General features: G+C 53.8%; 19 protein-coding genes. 14 read left to right on the top strand and 5 right to left on the bottom strand.

The window, feature by feature from the left end; translation table 11 throughout:
* The first annotated feature begins 306 nt into the window (after positions 1–306).
* Entirely contained in the window at positions 307–1,026 is a 720-nt protein-coding gene (locus V6575_RS04450; RefSeq protein ID WP_340272894.1) for a Crp/Fnr family transcriptional regulator, read from the top strand.
* Between the two features lie 51 nt (positions 1,027–1,077).
* Here the strand turns inward: V6575_RS04450 and hemN are convergent, their stop codons facing one another.
* Positions 1,078–2,436, bottom strand: coding sequence for an oxygen-independent coproporphyrinogen III oxidase (hemN, locus tag V6575_RS04445; protein ID WP_340272892.1), 1,359 nt, complete (start codon positions 2,434–2,436; stop codon positions 1,078–1,080).
* Between the two features lie 117 nt (positions 2,437–2,553).
* On the opposite strand from hemN, the gene V6575_RS04440 reads away from it, so the two are divergent.
* The 10 genes from V6575_RS04440 (at position 2,554) to ccoS (ending at position 12,646) form a co-directional block, all read left to right on the top strand.
* Positions 2,554–3,285, top strand: coding sequence for a glutathione S-transferase family protein (locus tag V6575_RS04440; RefSeq protein WP_340272891.1), 732 nt, complete (start codon positions 2,554–2,556; stop codon positions 3,283–3,285).
* Between the two features lie 51 nt (positions 3,286–3,336).
* Complete coding sequence (locus V6575_RS04435) at positions 3,337–4,422, top strand: AbrB family transcriptional regulator (protein ID WP_340272889.1); 1,086 nt, start codon at positions 3,337–3,339, stop codon at positions 4,420–4,422.
* A gap of 222 nt (positions 4,423–4,644) precedes the next feature.
* On the top strand, positions 4,645–6,300 hold the full coding sequence (gene ccoN / locus V6575_RS04430; RefSeq protein WP_340272888.1) for a cytochrome-c oxidase, cbb3-type subunit I: 1,656 nt from the start codon (positions 4,645–4,647) through the stop codon (positions 6,298–6,300).
* A gap of 14 nt (positions 6,301–6,314) precedes the next feature.
* Positions 6,315–7,049, top strand: coding sequence for a cytochrome-c oxidase, cbb3-type subunit II (ccoO, locus tag V6575_RS04425; RefSeq protein WP_340272887.1), 735 nt, complete (start codon positions 6,315–6,317; stop codon positions 7,047–7,049).
* A gap of 4 nt (positions 7,050–7,053) precedes the next feature.
* The gene (locus V6575_RS04420; protein WP_340272886.1) at positions 7,054–7,209 is read left to right on the top strand and encodes a cbb3-type cytochrome c oxidase subunit 3; all 156 of its coding nucleotides are present in this window, start codon (positions 7,054–7,056) and stop codon (positions 7,207–7,209) included.
* A gap of 3 nt (positions 7,210–7,212) precedes the next feature.
* Entirely contained in the window at positions 7,213–8,091 is an 879-nt protein-coding gene (ccoP, locus tag V6575_RS04415; RefSeq protein WP_340272885.1) for a cytochrome-c oxidase, cbb3-type subunit III, read from the top strand.
* Between the two features lie 164 nt (positions 8,092–8,255).
* Positions 8,256–9,710, top strand: a complete 1,455-nt coding sequence (ccoG, locus tag V6575_RS04410; RefSeq protein ID WP_340272884.1) for a cytochrome c oxidase accessory protein CcoG — start codon at positions 8,256–8,258, stop codon at positions 9,708–9,710.
* A gap of 9 nt (positions 9,711–9,719) precedes the next feature.
* Positions 9,720–10,238: a FixH family protein gene (locus V6575_RS04405; RefSeq protein WP_340272883.1), complete on the top strand. Its 519-nt coding sequence runs from the start codon at positions 9,720–9,722 to the stop codon at positions 10,236–10,238.
* An 11-nt stretch (positions 10,239–10,249) separates the two neighbouring features.
* Positions 10,250–12,463 (top strand): cation-translocating P-type ATPase, encoded by a 2,214-nt coding sequence (locus tag V6575_RS04400; protein WP_340272882.1) that lies wholly within the window; start codon positions 10,250–10,252, stop codon positions 12,461–12,463.
* Positions 12,464–12,646 carry a cbb3-type cytochrome oxidase assembly protein CcoS gene (gene ccoS / locus V6575_RS04395; protein WP_340272881.1) on the top strand — a complete coding sequence of 61 codons (183 nt, stop codon included), beginning with the start codon at positions 12,464–12,466 and terminating at the stop codon, positions 12,644–12,646.
* Positions 12,647–13,010: 364 nt separating this feature from the next.
* On the opposite strand, the gene hemA is transcribed toward ccoS, so the two are convergent.
* Positions 13,011–14,297 (bottom strand): 5-aminolevulinate synthase, encoded by a 1,287-nt coding sequence (hemA, locus tag V6575_RS04390; protein ID WP_340272880.1) that lies wholly within the window; start codon positions 14,295–14,297, stop codon positions 13,011–13,013.
* Positions 14,298–14,615: 318 nt separating this feature from the next.
* Between hemA and V6575_RS04385 the strand changes: the two genes are divergently transcribed.
* Positions 14,616–15,128, top strand: coding sequence for a response regulator (locus tag V6575_RS04385; protein WP_340272879.1), 513 nt, complete (start codon positions 14,616–14,618; stop codon positions 15,126–15,128).
* Positions 15,129–15,187: 59 nt separating this feature from the next.
* On the opposite strand, the gene V6575_RS04380 is transcribed toward V6575_RS04385, so the two are convergent.
* On the bottom strand, positions 15,188–15,397 hold the full coding sequence (locus V6575_RS04380; protein WP_340272878.1) for a hypothetical protein: 210 nt from the start codon (positions 15,395–15,397) through the stop codon (positions 15,188–15,190).
* A gap of 258 nt (positions 15,398–15,655) precedes the next feature.
* Here V6575_RS04380 and aroQ point away from each other — a divergent pair, with 258 nt between their 5' ends.
* The gene (gene aroQ / locus V6575_RS04375) at positions 15,656–16,090 is read left to right on the top strand and encodes a type II 3-dehydroquinate dehydratase (RefSeq protein WP_340272877.1); all 435 of its coding nucleotides are present in this window, start codon (positions 15,656–15,658) and stop codon (positions 16,088–16,090) included.
* 95 nt (positions 16,091–16,185) lie between these two features.
* Here the strand turns inward: aroQ and V6575_RS04370 are convergent, their stop codons facing one another.
* Entirely contained in the window at positions 16,186–16,884 is a 699-nt protein-coding gene (locus tag V6575_RS04370; RefSeq protein ID WP_340272876.1) for a sugar transferase, read from the bottom strand.
* 120 nt (positions 16,885–17,004) lie between these two features.
* Positions 17,005–18,312, bottom strand: a complete 1,308-nt coding sequence (locus tag V6575_RS04365) for a UDP-glucose dehydrogenase family protein (RefSeq protein ID WP_340272875.1) — start codon at positions 18,310–18,312, stop codon at positions 17,005–17,007.
* A gap of 315 nt (positions 18,313–18,627) precedes the next feature.
* Between V6575_RS04365 and V6575_RS04360 the strand changes: the two genes are divergently transcribed.
* Positions 18,628–19,539: a metal ABC transporter substrate-binding protein gene (locus V6575_RS04360; RefSeq protein ID WP_422785516.1), complete on the top strand. Its 912-nt coding sequence runs from the start codon at positions 18,628–18,630 to the stop codon at positions 19,537–19,539.
* Positions 19,540–19,554: the final 15 nt, after the last annotated feature.

Genomic DNA, 19,554 nt, shown 5'->3' with positions numbered 1-19,554 from the left:
CGACCACTTCATATTGATGGATTGGGGCAGTCACATGCTGTGAAGTGACGGATGCCATCGCGTGTCGTTCGGATCATGGGGTCGTTGTAAACCCCTACGAAAACATACGTATTTATCAAATTCGTATGTAGTTGACCTTACGCATTCGACCGAATGTTGTGTTCCCTCACATCTGTTTAGCTTGCACTTAGCAAAGGCGGTGGCAAGTCGGACGGGACATTGTCATTGGTGGAACCAGGTCAGCAATCAACGCGCGGCCCATTCCTCGCAGATCAGGCTCTTTGCATGTAACGGAGGGGTTTTCCCATGGCTTATCTGCAACATGACGTGAGTGGCCAATTTGGTGATGTTCGCGGAGGTCCGCGTCAATTGGCACGGGCTGTGCAAAGGACTTTCGAGGGTTTCGGATCGAAGGCCTCCAGATTCAAGGCGCATGATGTCGTTTATTATCAGGGTGATGAGGCAAAGCGCCTGTATCAGTTGGTCTCCGGAACGATAATGTTGTTCAAGCTGTTGCCGGATGGCCGACGCCAGGTTGTTGAAATGCTGCGAGCTGGCGATATCTTCGGCCTGGCCAGTGGTGAAGAATATGATTGCACGGCTGAGACGCTTACTGAAGCCAGCCTTCACGAGGTCAATCTCAAGCAGGTTGAAGGCTCCACCGAAATGCAGCGCCAGCTGATGAAGTGCCTGACGAACCAGATGAGCAGTCTACATGAACATACTGTTCTGCTGGGTCGAAAGTCAGCTGTTGAGCGGGTCGCATCATTCTTGATGTATCTGGTGCCGAACAGGGGCGGGGGTGTTGGCTGTCTTGGTCCAGATCCTGCCTTGGCGGAAGACACCTGTGATCTGCAGCTTCATATGACCCGGCAGGAAATCGCCGATTACCTTGGCTTGACTATTGAAACTGTAAGCCGTGTTGTCTCTGATCTGAAACGTCGGGGCGTGATCCGCATTGACCGTGCAGACAAGATCCACCTGAACCGAGTCTGCTCGCTTTGCCAGATGACGGGAATTCACTAAGACAACAAACTGTTTAAGTGTTTCCATCGACCCAAACGGCATTCATTGAAATCACACCGCCATTGAATGTCGTTTCGCCCCTGCCTCGGCGCCCGGTAAATAGGCGTCGAAGGCAGCTGCAATCAAGCGCACGTAGGGACGGCCTTTGGCCAGCACGGTCACTTTCCACTCATCAACTCTTACAAGCTTGTCTTCTATCAATGGCTTCAGGGTATCGATTGAAGTCATTAAAGCTTGCGGGGCTTCGGAGAACTGAGCGCAAACCTTCGACAGGTCGCAGGCGTGGTCCGTCATGAGCCGTTCGATGATCTGGCCGCGAAGCCGGTCATTCATCGAAAATGCGATTCCACGGGCTGTGGGAAGGTTGTTCTCTGAAATGGCCCGGCGCCAATTGCCAACGTCAGATATGTTCTGGACATAGCCCTGCTGGAGTTTCCCAATTGAGGAAACGCCCAAGCCGATCAAACTGTCTCCGCGATCAGTCGTATAGCCTTGGAAATTTCGTTTGAGATCACCAGATTTTTCGGCAATTGCCATGCTGTCGTCTGGTCTGGCGAAGTGGTCAAGACCAATGGCAACATATCCGGCGGCCTGCAATGCGCTTCGGGCAGTTTCAGCAAGCTCAAGGCGTTCTGATGTGCCAGGGAGCAGGCTTTCATCTATCAGCCGCTGGTGCTTTTTCATCCAGGGCACGTGGGCGTAGCCAAACAGCGCGATCCTGCTTGGCTGCAATGCGATGCTGCGCGCCACCGTTTCCTGGATTGTCTCGGGTGTTTGTCCCGGAAGCCCATACATCAGGTCAAAATTCAGGGCATTAAGCCCGGCAGAGCGCAGGTTCTCGACGGCAATTCTGACGAGCTCATAGGACTGGATGCGACCGATTGCCTTTTGGACGGCTGGATCGAAATCCTGAACGCCCAGGCTCGTTCGGTTGACGCCCATTCGTGCAAGTGTCTCGGCCAGAGAGCTTGTGACGAAACGTGGATCGAGTTCGATTGCATGTTCGATATCTGGTTCTGAATCGAACAAGGAACGAATCGAATTGGCCAGATTCAGCAAGCTTTCTTCTGGCAAGAGGCTCGGTGTTCCGCCTCCCCAATGGATATGTCGAACTGGACCTGAGTTCTTTATGTGGCCTGAGACAAGCTCAAGCTCTTGTTCAAGCGTTATACCATAGGCAAGCAGCGGACCGTCTTGCCGCGTCGCCTTCGTGTGGCAACCGCAATAATGGCAGATGTCTCGGCAAAACGGGACGTGAAGATACAGCGAGAGGCTGTCTTCAGGCGACAGTTTTGCCAGCCACTGCGCATAGGTGTCGCTGGTTATTCCACCATGAAAATGCGGTGCGGTGGGATAACTGGTGTAGCGCGGAACGTTGCGCATGGCATAAGATAAGGGTGCTTCGGTCATGTCGTCATATTTGGCAGGCGAGGCAAATGACGTCTTTGAGCAAGATCAAGTCAGTCGCATCTCGGCGGCTCGCGGCGCGGTTCACGCGGCTGTTCTTGCCTCACTTGGGAAAAACAGATGACAGATCTGCTGGATCCGGCCGACAATTCTTTGTGCCTCTATGGCTCTTTCGATAGCGCCAATCTGATTGTGCGCTTTGCGCTGGAAGAGCTTGGCCTGCCTTATCGGTTCGTCGAAATCAATCGGGCTAACCGGGCCAACCGGTCTGCGGAGTATCTCAAGTTCAATCCGCAAGGTTTGATGCCGGTTTTGGTTGACCCTAGCCAAAGCGCGCCGCTTTTTGAAACCGCTGGCATCCTTCTTTATCTGGCAGATCGTGAAGGACGCCTTGCACCTGAGCCACGTGCCTCTGATCGTGGTGCATTTCTAACCTGGCTGTTTTTCATGTCCAATACGCTGCATTCCGATATGCGGGTCTCTTTTCGTCCGCAGCGCTATGTCGAGGGCGATGCAAGCTGCAACGCTTTAAAAGTTGGCCTGGAAAGCCGGATCCGCGATGGGTTCGATCACTTGGAGACATGTGCCGTCAAGTCCGGTGGGCCATATCTGCTGGGAGCCGAGCTTTCTGTTCTGGACTTCTATGCCGCGACCCTTTGCAGGTGGTTTCAGCTTTATCCGCATCAAAGAGAGTTTGACGTCGAAAGATGGCCGAAACTCGTCGCGCTTATTGAGCTCTTGCAGCAGAGAGAGGCCGTGCTTCGGGCTCAAAGGCTGGAACTTATCTCCGGGACAGCATTCTTGAACCCGGTCAGGCCAGATCTGGATGAAGCAGCTTTGACCGGTGTTTGAGTTCTGTTTCCAAGGAAATGAGATCGTGTCGTTGGGAAAGGGATCATAAAATTGCTGCGTGACGCTCCATCAGCACAGACTATGTACAAGGTTGCGCTTACGCTTCTGATCGGCACCTTAGGCGGTGTCGCTTTGACGTTGGCTGGCTTGCCTGCGGCATGGATGTCGGGAGCGATGATTGCGGTTGCCGCTGCTGCGCTTGGCCGATTGCCTATTGCCTTGCCTGACCCGCTCCGAAACGGCTTGTTCGTCATTCTCGGTCTGTCCATGGGGGCAGGGGTGACACCGGATGTTGTTGTTCGAATTAGCCATTGGCCCTGGACCATGGCAGGGCTGATCCTGGTCGTGGTTCTGGTCACAGCGGCAACTTACACCTATCTGCATGGTTGGTTGAAGTGGGACCGGGAAACGGCTTATTTCGGTGCGATTCCGGGCGCTCTTTCTTATGTTTTTGCAATTGCTTCTGAACGCAATGTTGATTTGACCCGGATTGCGGCCTCACAATCGATACGCCTCTTGATCCTGATCGCGGTTTTGCCTCTGGTCATCACATCGACGGCTGAAAATCCTCCTCATGGACTGGAGCATGAGGTCATGCCAAGTCTTGCGCAAATGGCCGTGCTGCTTGGTCTTTGCATTAGCGCAAGTTTGATTGCTGTCCGTCTGGGCGTTCCTGGCGGTTGGCTCACCGGGGCGTTCTTCATGAGTTCGGCGCTGAATGCCTCAGGCACACTTCCGGTGGCCTTGCCGGAACCGGTCTTGATTCCGTGCTATATCGGCTTGGGATGTTTTGTTGGTAGCCGCTTTCAGTCGACAACAATTGGGGTTTTTCTATCGTTGCTGAAGGCAGGACTAGGCGCTGTGGCAGTGGGACTGGTGGTCTCCACGTGCATGGCGCTTGTCGTGTCTGTGGTGATGCAGATGCCGTTTGGCCAATTGCTGCTGGCCTATGCGCCCGGCGGGCTCGAAGTCATGACTCTGCTGGCGTTCATGCTCGATATGGACCCTGCCTTTGTGGCCGCTCATCAGCTCGTGCGATACATCGGGATGGTGTTGCTGCTGCCATTCGCCACCCGGATGATATTGGGAGCAATCAAACCTTCAGTTTCAGATGCTCCAGGCGTTTCCGGCAAATAATTGAATGAGCCGTATAAATCATCTGCGCTCCAGATCATGCCCGGCTTGTGTCCCTGCATGTGCGTCACATCACTGATTTATTGCCATTAAAGCTGCCTTTTGATTAGTCAGCCTGTCTGACTTGATTTGAATCAACGTCAGATCTTCTCTGCCATGCGCACTGTCTTTGTCATCGTTGGCACAGGTCAACGATAGAGATGACTGATGACTGGGGCGCGCATAATGGCACAGGTAAAGGCCCGATTGGTTTCGCTCGAGGAAGGCTTGTTTGCAGCTTTCCTTGTTGTGTTGGCTTTCGCCTGCTTGATCGTGGCAGGGAAAACATACGATCACGTGATGGCGTTTCACGCGAGCATCGGAGCATTCTTTGCTGCGGGCGGCGTGTTCGTTATTTTCAAGAATTACTTCGATGATGGCGGGATTGCGATCCCGCAGGAAATTGGCGGCAAGCCAAATTACAACATGGGGCCGATCAAGTTTGGCGTTGTTGCATCCATGGTCTGGGGGATTGCGGGTTTTACTGTCGGGCTGATCATTGCCTCGCAATTGGCCTGGCCAGCGCTTAACTTCGACCTTCCGTGGACGAACTTCGGGCGCCTGCGTCCTTTGCACACCTCCGCCGTGATCTTCGCGTTCGGTGGCAACGTGCTGTTGGCGACATCCATGTATGTGGTGCAGCGCACCTGCCGCGTGCGTATGCCGGGCCAGGTGCTGCCCTGGTTCGTGATCATTGGCTACAATGTCTTCATTCTGGTCGCAGGCACGGGCTACCTTCTGGGCGCAACCCAATCAAAGGAATATGCCGAACCTGAATGGTATGCAGATCTCTGGCTGACCATCGTATGGGTCGCTTATCTGATGCTGTTCCTTGGCACGCTGTGGAAGCGGAAAGAACCGCACATCTATGTGGCCAACTGGTTTTATCTGGCTTTCATCGTGACGATTGCCATGCTGCACCTGATCAACAATGCCACAATCCCGGTCTCGATTTACGGCACCAAGTCCTACATCGTCTGGTCTGGCGTTCAAGATGCCATGGTTCAGTGGTGGTATGGCCACAACGCGGTCGGGTTCTTCCTCACCGCTGGCTTTCTCGCCATCATGTATTACTTCGTGCCCAAGCGGGCAGAGCGGCCGGTCTATTCCTACCGCCTGTCCATTGTGCACTTTTGGGCGCTGATCTTCCTGTATATCTGGGCAGGCCCTCATCACCTTCACTATACGGCTCTGCCGCAGTGGGCGTCGACCTTGGGTGCGACTTTCTCGATTATCCTCTGGATGCCATCCTGGGGCGGCATGATCAACGGTCTGATGACCCTCTCAGGGGCATGGGACAAGCTGAGAACGGATCCGGTTCTACGCATGATGGTGGTGTCTGTCGCCTTCTACGGCATGTCCACCTTTGAAGGCCCGTTGATGAGCCTGCGGTCGGTGAACTCCCTGTCGCACTATACGGACTGGACCATCGGTCATGTGCATTCCGGCGCGCTGGGCTGGGTTGGTTACATTTCCTTCGGAGCGCTCTACTGCCTGGTTCCATGGCTCTGGAAGAAGAAGGAACTCTATTCGCTGAGATTGGTGAACTGGCACTTCTGGGTGTCGACCCTGGGTATCGTTCTCTACATCACATCGATGTGGGTGTCCGGGATCATGCAGGGCCTGATGTGGCGAGCCTATGATGCGCTTGGCTTCCTGGAATACTCCTTCATCGAAACCGTTGAGGCGATGTTCCCGTTCTATGTGATCCGAGCCCTTGGCGGAGCGCTCTTCGTTCTTGGAGCCCTGATCATGGCCTTCAATCTCTGGATGACCGTGCGCCATGGCGAAGCTGAAGAAGCCTCTCCTGCCGTTGGCGGCGCAATGGCTCCGGCAGAGTGAAGGGAGGAGAAAAAATGTCCCTATGGTCTAAACACCAAATCTTCGAAAAGAACTCCTTTATCCTGTTGATCGGTATTCTTGTGATGGTCGCCATCGGCGGCCTGGTCGAGATTGCACCGCTTTTCTATCTGAAGAGCACGATTGAAGAGACCGAAGGGGTTCGCCCTTACACGCCGTTGGAGCTTGTGGGTCGAAACATCTACATCCGCGAGGGGTGCTATCTGTGTCATTCGCAGATGATCCGTCCGATGCGGGATGAACTGGAGCGCTACGGCCACTTCTCTCTGGCAGCGGAATCCATGTACGACCATCCATTCCAGTGGGGGTCCAAGCGGACCGGCCCTGATCTGGCGCGTGTCGGCGGCAAATATTCCGATGACTGGCACGTCGGCCATCTGACAGATCCAAGATCTGTTGTGCCGGCCTCCATCATGCCCGGCTACCCATTCCTGTCAGAAGCTCGGGTCGATACGCGCGATATCGCGGATCACCTGAAGGCCAACGTCATTGTCGGGGTGCCCTATTCGCAAGAGCAGGTCGATGACGCAGCGCGGGATCTGATCGGTCAGGCGACGCCTGATACGGATGCAGCAGATGAGTTCATGGAGCGCTATCCGACAGCCCTTGTTAGGGACTTCGACGGCAACCCGAAATATGTGACCGAGATGGACGCTCTTGTCGCCTATCTCCAGATGCTTGGAACCATGGTCGATTTCTCGATCTATGACGACAAGGCCAACTTGAGGTGATGCGATGAACGAGACCTATTCTGCTGTCGCAGGCTTCGCCCAGGTTTGGGGCCTGCTCTACTTCATGATCCTGTTTGGCGTTGTGCTGGCCTATGTGGCCTGGCCGCAGAACCGCAAGGACTTCGACGAAGCCTCTCAGATCCCGTTTCGGGAGGATTGACCCATGACAGATGATTACAAAAAGGAAGTCGATCAGATTTCTGGCGTTGAGACCACCGGCCACGAGTGGGATGGTCTGAAGGAACTCAACAATCCTCTACCACGCTGGTGGCTCTACTCCTTCTATGCCTGCATCGTTTGGGCGATTGGATATTGGGTTGTCTATCCGTCCTGGCCGACGATTTCGAGCTATTCAGCCGGCGTTCTGGGGGATAGCCAGCGCGCCAATGCCCTTGCTGCCTATGATGCGGGGGTGGCAGCGCGGTCCGGAACTGGAGACAAGCTTGTGCTTGCTTCCTTCGAGGACATTCGCACCACACCGGACTTATTGGAGTTCGCGTCCGCCAACGGCAAGGCAGCCTTTGGTGACAATTGTGCCCCTTGTCATGGTTCTGGGGCGGTGGGGTCTGCGGGCTATCCAAACTTGCAGGATGACAACTGGATCTGGGGCGGCTCGTTCGACGACATCCACACAACGCTGCTTTACGGCATTCGTTCTGATCACGATGACGCGCGGATCGGAGACATGCCTGCGTTCGGTGTGGATGAGCTGCTGACCAAGGCGGAAATCTCGCAAGTCTCCAACTTCGTGGCGTCCAGGGTTGGCCTTGAGGCTCAAGAAGGTGTGGACCTTGCCGGGGGCGAGATCATCTATGCCGACAATTGTGCAGCCTGTCACGGCGATGACCTGAAGGGCGACGTTGAGCTCGGTGCGCCGAACCTGACGGCTGCAACCTATCTTTATGGCAGGTCAGTTGATGCCATCAAAGCCCAGGTTACGCGTCCTCGAAACGGTGTCATGCCAGCCTGGGTTGATCGTCTTGATGAGGCGACAATCAAGTCACTTGCGGTCTATGTCCACTCGTTTGGCGGTGGTCGTTAAGTCTTGGGTTGTGACTTAGGAAATGCCGTTCGAATTGATCAGGCGCAAAGCCAATGATCGTTGATTGGCATAATTTGACAAGAATTCAGGCCGGATAATTTCCGGCCTGTGATGCGCGAAGGATCCGGTGGGGGCGGGATCCGAAACATAAAAGGACGGGCGGAATGGCTGCCGAAGCCGAAAACGCGAAAGCCGAACACCCGGAAGAATGGTTCGCCTCGGCAAACAAGATCTATCCGATGTCCGTCAAAGGCACCTTTCGGAAGATCAAGTGGGCGATCTTGTTCGTGACTTTAGGGCTGTACTATTTTCTTCCCTTCATTCGCTACGATCGGGGCCCCAATGCGCCGGATCAGGCTGTTCTGATCGATCTGGCAGGCCGCCGAGGATACTTTTTCTTCATCGAGATCTGGCCTCAGGAGGTCTATTATATCACAGGTCTCTTGATCATTGCCGCCGTCGGGCTTTTCCTGATGAACGCTGTGGCAGGCCGGATTTGGTGCGGGTACCTTTGTCCGCAAACGGTTTGGACAGATCTGTTTCTGTACGTGGAGCGCAAGGTTGAAGGCGATCGCCGGGACCGTATAGCTTTAGACAAGGCTCCGCTGACGGCCAACAAGGTTGTGAGGCGCATTACAAAGCACTTCCTCTGGCTGATGATCGCCTGGTGGACGGGGGGAGCCTGGGTGCTTTATTTCTCCGATGCCCCAACGCTTGTTTATGATCTAGCGACGCTTCAGGCTCCATTCAGCGCTTATCTCTGGATCGGCATACTGACTGCAACGACCTATTTGCTGGCCGGGTTCATGCGCGAGCAGGTCTGCATCTATATGTGCCCATGGCCTCGCATCCAGGCTGCGCTGACCGATGAGAAGGCGCTCAACGTTGCCTATAAATGGGACCGCGGCGAGCCTCGTGGCTCGCTGAAACAGAACCTTGTTCTGGAAGGTCAGGGACTTCCAGCTGGCGACTGTATTGACTGCTATCAATGCCTTCATGTCTGCCCAACGGGCGTCGATATTCGCAAGGGCACACAGCTGGATTGCATTCAGTGCGGCCTGTGCATCGACGCCTGCGACAACATCATGAGCAAAGTTGGCAAGCCGACTGGTCTGATTGGTTATGACACTGACGAGAACATTGAACGGCGGATTGCAGGCAAAGAGTCTGTGTACGAGATTGTTCGTGCGCGTACGGTCATCTATGCGGCAGTGATCGCCATCGTTGGGGGCATCATGCTGTTTGCCCTGCTGACCAGAGACTTTGCCGGGATCAGCGTTGTGCATGACCGCAACCCGATTTTTGTCATCCAGACGGATGGATCCATTCGCAACGGTTATAGCGTTCGCATTTCCAACAAGCGCAACCATCAGCGCGATTTCATGTTGCATGTCGAGGGAATGCCGTTGGAAACGCGGGTTGATGTTGTTGGCATTGATACGGTTTTTGCCGGGCGGCCGATCATTGAAGTTGGCCCGGATACGACCCGTGAAGTTCGGGTTCTGGTGAACTCACCTGCCGGGGTCGAAATGCCCAAAAGCACAAAGGTCGTGTTTCGCGTCACCGAAGCTGTCATGGGCGAAGTTGTCATCGCCGACGATTATTTCAAGGCACCGTAGGAAGAAGACATGGCCATGATGCATTCCAATACTTCGCAGGTTGATCCGAAGGCCTTTACCGGACGCACTGTCCTCTTTTGGCTGATGGGCTTTTTCGCGGTGATCTTCGCTGCCAATGCAGTCTTCATCTGGCTGGCCCTCGGGTCCTTCCCAGGCGTGGTGGTGGAGAGTTCCTACCAAGCCGGTCAGGATTATAATCAGGAGATTGCAAACGCTAGAGCTCAAGCCGAACGCAATTGGCAAGTCAAAGCCGACTTGTCCCGCAGCCAGGGCGGATCAGGTTTTCTCAAAGTTCACGCACGCGACAGTACGGGTGCACCTTTGACGGGTCTGTCCTTCATGGCTCGGCTGCAAAACCCGACTCACGACGGGGACGATGTCGAAGTCGTGCTTCGTGAGAGCGAAAGTGGGCTTTACACGGGCGGCGCGGCTGGCTTGTCCGCCGGCAACTGGAACGTTGTGATTGAGGCAAACGGGGCTGACGAACGCTTGTTTCGCTCTGAAAGCCGTATTTTCTTGAAAGAATGAGGCGTCAAGTCATGGCCGCACATACACGTGACTGGGACGCGTTCGTGGTCCCTGCCGATGAAGGGGCAGTCCATATGGACCTGGCCGTTGATGGGATCACGTGTGCCGCCTGTATGGGAGAAATCGAACGAGGCCTTGCGAGACTTCCCGGTATACGAAAAGCGCGGGTTAATCTGACCAACCAGCGTCTGGCGGTCGATTGGCATTCGGACATGACTGGGGCTGATGAAATCGTCGCTGAGCTGTCCAGGCTTGGTTACACCGCGCACCCCTTTGATCCGGCCCGCCAGAAAGACCGCAGGGACCAAGCGGGGCAGGCCCTTTTGCGCGCGATGGCTGTGGCGGGTTTTGCAGGCATGAATATCATGCTGTTGTCGATATCTGTGTGGTCCGGGAACGCAACGGACATCACTCCTGAGACCCGTGATTTCTTCCACTGGCTGTCAGCGCTGATTGCATTGCCGACGATTGCCTATGCCGGGCGGCCGTTCTTTGTCAGTGCCGGCAGGGCTCTTCGCGCAGGGCGCCTGAACATGGATGTGCCAATTGTCATTGGCGTGTCTTTGGCCGCAGCCGTGTCTGTGGTGCAAACCATGCAGCATCAGCATCACGCTTACTTCGAGTCTGCGGTGATGTTATTGTTCTTCCTGCTGGTGGGCCGCTATCTGGATCACAACATGCGTGGGCGGACGCGGTCCTTTGCGGAAAACATTGCCGCATTGAAGGTCGAGGTGGCAGCCCGTATCGGACCTGATGGCTCCGTGCGGGAGGTCCCCTTGTCCAAGATTGCACCGGGAGATCTCGTTCTGGTGATGTCAGGGGATCGCATTCCAATTGATGGCGTCATCGAGGAGGGGACTTCCGAGATCGATCAAAGCCTGATTACCGGAGAAACGGTGCTTCACCCGGTTACAAAGGGCGAGCGGGTCTACGCTGGTACAGTCAACGGCGAAGGGACGCTGCAGCTCCGGGTCAGTGTGGCATCGGGGGCGACACTCCTTGATGAGGTCAATCGCCTTCTGGAAACCGCAGCGCAGGCCAAATCTCTTTATGTGCGGATCGCCGACAGGGCCGCCCAATTGTATGCGCCCTTGGTCCATGGAGCAGCCCTTCTGACCTTTGTTGGCTGGATTGCTTTCGGGCTCGACTGGCAAGCATCATTGGTGATTGCGATCTCGGTGCTGATCATCACATGCCCTTGTGCGCTTGGACTTGCAGTCCCTGCGGTCCAAGTGGTTGCCTCCGGTCAACTTTTCCGCTCTGGCGTATTGCTCAACTCGGAAGACGCAATCGAACGCTTGTCGGACGTTGATACGATCGTGTTCGATAAGACCGGCACATTGACGACCGCTGAACCTGTTCTTGTGGCAGGTGAGGCGGTGCCTCAAGAGCTTCTGGCCAACGCGGGCCGTCTTGCTCTTTCCAGCCGTCATCCCTTGTCGATGGCTCTGGTGAAAGCCAGTGGCTCGATTTTGCCCTTCAAGGATGTGACTGAGGTTCCAGGGGCTGGCGTTGAGGCCGTGATCGATGGCAAAGGCCTTCGGCTTGGCAGTCCAGCCTTTTGCGGGGTCCGTGAGGCTGATGTCGAGGCTTTGTTGAAGTGGTATCCGGGCTCTTCTATCATTGCAGCGAAACATGGAGACCAACCGGCTGTGCTTTTGCCTGTGCGCCAGAGCTTGCGCTCTGATGCGGCTGAAATCATCGAGCAATTGCGCCATGTCGGGTACAAGTTGGAAATATTGTCCGGGGATCGTCAAGGTGCCGTCATGGCGATCGCGGCGGAGCTTGGCATCACCAATTGGAAAGCCGGGATGAAGCCTGGTGACAAATATGCTCATCTCGAGGCTTTGAAACTGTCCGGACGAAAAGTCTTGATGGTGGGGGATGGTCTTAACGATGCACCTGCGCTTGCTGGCGCCTATGTATCACTCTCGCCCGTAACCGCGGTTCATCTGTCTCAAGCTGCAGCTGATGCAGTGTTTCTTGGGGGGCGATTACAGCCGGTCGCTGACGCTTTGTCTATTTCCCGGCGTGCTCGCAGAGCGATTGAGCAAAACCTTTGGATTTCGGCGCTTTACAATGTCGTGGCTGTTCCCGTGGCGGTCATCGGCCTGGTGACGCCCTTGATGGCAGCCGTTGCCATGTCTGCGTCTTCTATTGCGGTCACGGCAAATGCGTTGCGCTTGAGGTGGGGGCACAATGGTTCCCGAAAGCTGGAGCCCTGAATGGACGTTTTGATTTATTTAATCCCAGCCGCGCTATGTCTTGGGCTGCTTGGTTTGGCAGGCTTTCTCTGGTCACTCAAACACGGTCAATATGATGACCTTGAAGGTGCTAAATGGCGCATCCTGGAAGATGATGATCTTGAGAGCGTTCGTGAAGATGTGCCGGTGGCGTCTGCGAAGTGAAGCGGGTTCTCAGCGAAGGTGAGATAAGCCGGGCGTTAAATCAGCAAGGTTGAGGCAACCATGCTGGCAGCAACAATAACCAGGGCTAGCCCTGAAAGAAGCAGGGCATTTTCGCGCAATATGGAAGGATTATGCCGGGAGCTATTGACGTTTGTCAGTGACAAAGGGTCTTGCTCATCTTGTGAAATTCGTTTCGGAAGCATACCGATACCTGTCTACGCGGCTACAAAAGGAGGCGTTCGCCTCGCTGAAGACTGTGCCGGAAACAGCTGAAACTGAAGTTAATATGCTGCGCATCTTTGTGTTAATACGCAGCATCTTTACCAATGGGTAAATCTGCAATCCCAAATTGACAGAAGTCAGTTCATCCACCCGCCGCAGGGTAGATAGATTGTGCGACGTTGCCATTGGCATCAACGATGTTGCAATCAGCATCGACAGTTCCCTTTGGCAGTCCAAGGGTTTCCCAGACATCGACAAGCGCATCGCGCAGATGCGCAACCAATTCATCGTTGTGCAACGGTGTCGGTGTGATGCGCAGCCGTTCTGTCCCGCGCGGAACCGTCGGGTAATTGATTGGCTGAATGTAAATGCCGTGTTTGTCCAGCAACATATCGCTGGCTTTCTTGCACAGATCCGGGTTCGCGACCAGCACGGGGACAATGTGGGTTTCCGACAGCATAACCGGCAGTCCGGCCGCACAAAGGGCGTCTTTTGTTGTCTGCGCCTGTCGCTGGTGCGTGGTACGCTCGCTTTGGGATGATTTCAGATGCCGAATGGATGTACAGGCAGCAGCAGCCAGGCTCGGGGGCAGTGCTGTGGTAAAGATGAAGCCCGGCGCATAAGAGCGGACAGAATCAACGATTGCCTGGCTGGCTGTAATGTAGCCACCCATGACACCGAAGGCTTTCGCCATTGTGCCTTCGATGACATCGATACGATCCATAACGCCGTCGCGTTCGCAAATGCCCGCGCCGCGCTCACCATACATGCCAACCGCGTGAACCTCATCAATGTAGGTCATGGCGTTATATTTGTCTGCCAGATCTGCGATCTGCTCAATCGGCGCGACGTCTCCGTCCATCGAATAGACCGATTCAAACACAATCAGCTTTGCCCGGTCGTTACCAGCTGCCTTGAGCAGCTCTTCAAGGTGTTCGAGATCGTTGTGACGCCAGATCTGTTTCGCTGTTCCAGCTTCTCTTACACCCGCGATCATGGAGGCATGATTGAGCTGATCTGACAGGATCAGGCAGTCTGGAAGAAGCTTTGCAATTGTCGAAATGGCAGCTTCATTCGATACAAAGCCGGATGTGAAAACCAGTGCTGCGTCCTTGCCATGCAGGTCGGCCAGCTCTTCTTCCAACTGGACAAGCGGGTGGTTCGTGCCAGAAATGTTTCGCGTTCCGCCTGCACCAGCTCCCATTTTCTCAGCAGTCTCCGTCAGGGCGGAGATCACCTTGGGATTCTGGCCCATGCCGAGATAGTCATTCGAACACCAGACCGTAATGTCGCGCTCGAGTCCATTCTCGGCGCGCCATACAGCCTTGGGGAATTCTCCCGAGATCCGCTCTAAATCTGCAAAAACCCGATAGCGCTTTTCATCCCTGAGGGCATCAATGGCGCGTTCGAAGGTTTCTTCGTAGTTCATTCTAGGAACCTTGTTTTTCTGACATGTTGGCGGACTTTACCGATTAGAACACTTAAAGTCTAACGGCAGATTGCCGCGTCTACAGCCATGACTTTTCGCTCGGATTCGCCGACAATGTTCATCAGGCATACTCCGATGCAAGGATGAGAGAATTGATCGATCGCAATCTGGCGGCGAAAGTCCTGTTCGGTATCCAATAGATAATTCGTGTAAGAGCCTTCCAGATTATAGTTTAGAAAATTTGTTTTTCTTTCACGCGTTCATAACGCTATTTTCAGACTTTCATGTCACATTTAACGAAGACATGGAGGAATTCGGGTGAGTCTTGACCTTGCATCGCTGACATTCTTGGTGGTTGAGGACAGCGCCTACATGCGAACCATCTTGCGGACAATGCTGCAGGGGTTCGGTGCAAGGCGTATTGTTGAAGCTGAAGACGGTGCATCCGGTCTTGAGGCGATGGACCGCGCGAATCCTGATATCCTGATCATGGATTGGGTGATGCCCATTCTTGATGGTGCCGATATGGCGCGGATGATCCGCAGTCCGAACAATCCGTTTGCCTATATTCCAATTATCATGGTGACAGCACATACGGAGCGAAGCCGGATTGTCGAGGCGCGACGCTTGGGTGTTCATGAATTGCTGTCGAAGCCTATATCTGCAAAAGCTCTCTATCAGCGCGTGTCGAGTGTTGTTCTGCAGCCTCGGGACTTTATCAAGACAGCAAGCTATTTTGGCCCTGCACCGCGCGAAATTCGCAATCGCCAGAAAATTTGGCAGGGTGCGCCGGGTGAAGGTCCTAAACCTGAGACTGCCTCTATCGGTTAGACGGCTCGGCTCAGGCTTATTTGAACATCAAGCTTCCATAATAGAATGAAAGTAGTCGATTAGGCTGCAACTTGCTTGGCGGGTTCATGCGCGGTTACGGCAGTCTCTGCTTTGCAATCTTCCTGCAAAAAAGTCGACATGACGTCCAGGTCCACGGTGTAGTGAGCCAGGATAAATTTGGTCAGTGTTTCGTGCGGCAAGTGCTGGAAACCCGAAATTGCAGCGTTGAAAGCCTCAAGGCTATCAAGTCTTTTTCTGAGTTGGATCAACTGACTACTCCCATGCAGAGACACGCAGAAGAATGGTCCAACATGGTTAAATTTAGCTAAATTTTGCAAGTAACGACACAGGGAAATGCAATGATGTTGTTTTGGCCGCCTTTTTCAGCCGAATGCTTGCATATGCAGAGATACGATTAAATCAGGAAATGCGTCTTTCAGCTGGTCTGGTGTTCCAGGCGTTGTTGATGTACCCGTTTAAGAGGTGAAATTCGCAATCATGAGCGCAGTAAAATTGGGGTGGGGCACGTGAAAACCGTCTATATTTTGAATGGACCGAACCTCAATCTATTGGGCAAGCGTCAGCCTGATATCTATGGCCATGAGACTCTTCAAGATGTTGAAGTCGCGTGTTCGAAGCTCGTTGAAGCTGCCGGTTTAAGCTTAAGGTTTTTGCAGAGCAATGCTGAGCATCAGCTGATCGACTGGATCCATGAGGCCCGCGAGGGAGCTTGTGGTCTCATTATCAATCCTGCTGCCTACACGCACACGTCGATTGCAATTCTGGATGCCTTGAACGCTTGCGACATTCCCGTGTTTGAAGTGCATATCTCGAATGTGCACAAGCGGGAGGAGTTTCGCCACCAGTCCTATGTGTCTATGCGGGCCGATGGTGTGATTGCCGGTTGCGGGACTCAAGGCTATGAGCTGGCGCTGTCCCGTCTGATCCGTTTGCTGGGATGATTTTTTAGCGTTCCGGTTTATGTTCTCGGTGATGTGAGACAACCAAACGTCTGCAGCAGCTCTGTTGAGCGCGGTTCAATCGCCAGCCGTTAATTTTAGCTGCCGTTTCCCTTGATGAATTCACGGACCAAAGTGGCCATGATGATCTTGAAATCGAGCCATGTGGACCTTTTGTCGATATAGGTGAGATCGTAATAGAGGCGCATGTGAGCGGCATAAGGGTCCCGTGTTTCTCCACGAAATCCATTCGCCTGCGCCAGCCCGGTGATGCCGGGGCGGACCTGGTGGCGGCTCTGGTAGAGCGGGTCGAATTGCTCGTAAGGCATCCCATTGGCCAGCATGCCGGGAACGTGTGGGCGTGGTCCGACAATTGACATGTCGCCTTTCAGAACATTGAAAAGCTGCGGCAGTTCGTCAAAATTACTCTGCCGCAGGAACCGTCCAACCGGCGTAATCCTTCTGTCGCCTTTAACCGTTTGTTGCACCCCTGAGCGATCGCAACGATCAGCGTACATGGAGCGAAATTTATAGAGGATAAAGGTGTTTCCGTTCAGCCCGTGCCGCTCCTGGCGAAACAACACATGACCCTTGCTTGTCAATTTGATCGCAATCGAGATGCCGACAAGCAAAGGCGACAATAGAATCAAGCCGCTGACTGAAAGCGCGATATCAAGAGCTCGTTTTAGCGGGCGGCTTGGCTTTGCTTGGTACACGGCCTGTGGCAACTCGCCAGCAGATGGCTGCTGGCCAGAGCCTTCATGTGTCACTCTGGGGGGGAGTGTTACGGCGGGCACAATGCGGTTCCTATATTCCCAATTTCTACTAAGGGAAATATAGCTGGTCGATATGGTTAACCCAACGTTAATGTGATTTGATGGTAAACGGCGGCAGAGATCCGCCCTAGCCGCTGTTGATCAGTAAGCGCGCCCAATGCTTGTGTAACTGAAACCGCGTTCAAGCATGTCGTCGCTTTGATAAATATTACGCAAATCGATGACGTTTGGAGCCTTGAGAGTTGACTTGACCCGGTCAAGATCTAGGGCGCGGAACTGATCCCATTCCGTCACGATGACAACAGCATCAGCATTTTCGATTGCATGGTACGGGCCATCACAGAACAGGACATCGTTCATGAGGTGTGAGGCTTCTGTCATGGCGGCAGGATCATAGGCGCGGATCTTGGCACCGGCCGCCTGGAGTTTGGCGATAATCTCGATAGATGGCGCTTCGCGCATGTCGTCTGTGTTTGGTTTGAAAGCCAGGCCGAGAAGCGCGATTGTCTTGCCGGCAACATCGCCGTTCATATGCGTGATGACCTTGTCTGCCATCTTCTTTTTGCGGGCAGCGTTTACTTCAATCACAGCGTCTATGATCTTCAGCTCGGACCCGGCGTCGTGGCCGATGCGCGAAAGGGCCAAAGTGTCCTTTGGAAAACACGATCCGCCATATCCAGGTCCCGCGTGAAGGAACTTCGACCCGATCCGATTGTCCAGGCCTATGCCGCGAGACACCTCCTGAACATTGGCGCCTACGCTTTCACATAGGTCTGCGATTTCGTTGATGAAGGTAATCTTGACCGCGAGGAAACCATTGGCAGCATATTTGATGAGTTCTGATGTGCGCCGACGGGTCACGATGATAGGGGTCTCGTTGAGAAACAGCGGCCGATATAGTTCGCGCATGACCTTTTCCGCGCGCTCATCTTCTGTTCCGACAACAACCCGATCCGGCCGTTTGAAGTCTCTGATGGCCGCACCTTCGCGCAGGAACTCAGGGTTGGAGACAACCGAAAAGTCGGCACCTGGTTTGGTCTTTCGCATGATGGCGTCGACCTCATCGCCTGTGCCAACAGGGACAGTCGATTTGGTGACGATGACCGTAAAGCCTTCTATCAAACCTGCAATTTCTTCAGAAGCTGCGTAAACATATGACAGGTCAGCATGACCATCGCCGCGCCGTGTCGGGGTGCCAACAGCGATGAAAACCGCATCTGCTTCCCTGATCGCATCCTTGGGGTCGGTCGTGAAAAACAACCGTTTTTCTTTGACATTCTCAGCGACAAGCTGCTGCAGACCGGGCTCAAAAATTGGAATTTCACCAGCATTCAATGCATCGATCTTGGAAGCGTCCTTGTCGATACAGGTCACAACATGACCAAAATCTGCAAAACAGGCTCCTGAAACAAGACCTACATATCCGGTCCCGATCATTGCAACACGCATGGTTTCTTTCCGATCTACTTGGCAAACATGGCAATTTGGCTCCGCTCATGGCACGGAGCCTGAAATTTGGTTCACCCGCTAACAGTTGGATATTGCTTTAACATGACGACAGCATCAGTCGATAGTCGGAAGGCAAAACTCTTTAGCTGACAATTTTTATGCATTGTTCGGAACTGGATTGTCGCGCTCACATTTTGGTTTGGAATGAACAAAGATAGGTAGATAATCCTAATTGCGAATAATTCTTAATTGCATTGACAATTTTTAGTGCGCCTGCATATTTACGCTCGTTGAAAGTCGAAATGGAGAACCGTCATGAAACGGGTATGGAATGTTTGCATTGCTGCTGCCTTGGCAACTGCAGGGTCAATCAATGCGAGCAGCGTAATGGCCGCTGACAAATTCAAGGTCATCACAACCTTTACGGTTCTGGCCGATATGGCGCGCAATGTGGCTGGTGATGCTGCTGTCGTGGAATCCGTCACCAAGCCGGGCGCCGAGATCCATGGCTATCAACCGACCCCGCGAGACTTGATCAAGGCACAGGATGCCGATCTGATCTTGCGCAACGGCATGAACCTCGAACTGTGGTTCGAACAGTTTCTCAGCAACCTGAGTGATGTTCCATCTGCGACTCTATCAGACGGTGTTGTGCCGATATCGATCCGGGAAGGCAATTATGAGGGCAAGCCCAATCCCCATGCCTGGATGTCGCCGGACAATGCTCTGATTTACGTCGACAATATTCGTGATGCGATGGCAAAGCAGGACCCTGAACACGCAGACTTATATGCAGAGAATGCGGAGAACTATAAGGCCCGTATTCGTGAGACAATTGAACCCTTGAGACAGATGATCGCCGAGGTGCCTGAAGACAAACGCTGGCTGGTCACATGCGAGGGGGCCTTTTCCTATGTGGCCCGCGATCTTGGCATGAAGGAGGTTTACCTTTGGCCGATGAACGCAGATCAGACCGGAACACCGCAGCAAGTCCGCAAGGTCATCGATGCCGTGAAAAAATACAGCATTCCGGTGGTTTTTTGTGAAAGCACTGTGAACACGGACCCGGCTAAACAAGTGGCCCGCGAAACCGGCGCCGACTACGGCGGCGTTCTTTATGTCGATAGCCTGTCTGAAGCAGGTGGCCCTGTGCCGACATATCTTGATCTGCTCAAAGTGACGACGGAAACGGTTGCCCTTGGCCTGTCCGGTAAAATGAACGAATAGCTGCTGCCGAAACGG

Origin of the sequence: Roseibium algae, assembly GCF_037783265.1 — a bacterium.
GTDB classification, from domain to species: domain Bacteria; phylum Pseudomonadota; class Alphaproteobacteria; order Rhizobiales; family Stappiaceae; genus Roseibium; species Roseibium algae.
This window is presented reverse-complemented; position numbering and strand designations above follow the sequence as displayed.

Excerpts from the sequence above, each read along its gene's own strand:
- V6575_RS04450 (WP_340272894.1), top strand. The coding sequence starts at position 307 with ATGGCTTATCTGCAACATGACGTGAGTGGCCAATTTGGTGATGTTCGC.
- V6575_RS04405 (WP_340272883.1), top strand. The coding sequence starts at position 9,720 with ATGGCCATGATGCATTCCAATACTTCGCAGGTTGATCCGAAGGCCTTT.
- ccoG (WP_340272884.1), top strand. The coding sequence starts at position 8,256 with ATGGCTGCCGAAGCCGAAAACGCGAAAGCCGAACACCCGGAAGAATGG.
- V6575_RS04400 (WP_340272882.1), top strand. The coding sequence starts at position 10,250 with ATGGCCGCACATACACGTGACTGGGACGCGTTCGTGGTCCCTGCCGAT.
- ccoN (WP_340272888.1), top strand. The coding sequence starts at position 4,645 with ATGGCACAGGTAAAGGCCCGATTGGTTTCGCTCGAGGAAGGCTTGTTT.
- ccoS (WP_340272881.1), top strand. The coding sequence starts at position 12,464 with ATGGACGTTTTGATTTATTTAATCCCAGCCGCGCTATGTCTTGGGCTG.
- hemN (WP_340272892.1), bottom strand. The coding sequence starts at position 2,436 with ATGACCGAAGCACCCTTATCTTATGCCATGCGCAACGTTCCGCGCTAC.
- ccoP (WP_340272885.1), top strand. The coding sequence starts at position 7,213 with ATGACAGATGATTACAAAAAGGAAGTCGATCAGATTTCTGGCGTTGAG.
- hemA (WP_340272880.1), bottom strand. The coding sequence starts at position 14,297 with ATGAACTACGAAGAAACCTTCGAACGCGCCATTGATGCCCTCAGGGAT.
- V6575_RS04360 (WP_422785516.1), top strand. The coding sequence starts at position 18,628 with ATGAAACGGGTATGGAATGTTTGCATTGCTGCTGCCTTGGCAACTGCA.
- V6575_RS04440 (WP_340272891.1), top strand. The coding sequence starts at position 2,554 with ATGACAGATCTGCTGGATCCGGCCGACAATTCTTTGTGCCTCTATGGC.
- V6575_RS04365 (WP_340272875.1), bottom strand. The coding sequence starts at position 18,312 with ATGCGTGTTGCAATGATCGGGACCGGATATGTAGGTCTTGTTTCAGGA.
- V6575_RS04420 (WP_340272886.1), top strand. The coding sequence starts at position 7,054 with ATGAACGAGACCTATTCTGCTGTCGCAGGCTTCGCCCAGGTTTGGGGC.
- ccoO (WP_340272887.1), top strand. The coding sequence starts at position 6,315 with ATGTCCCTATGGTCTAAACACCAAATCTTCGAAAAGAACTCCTTTATC.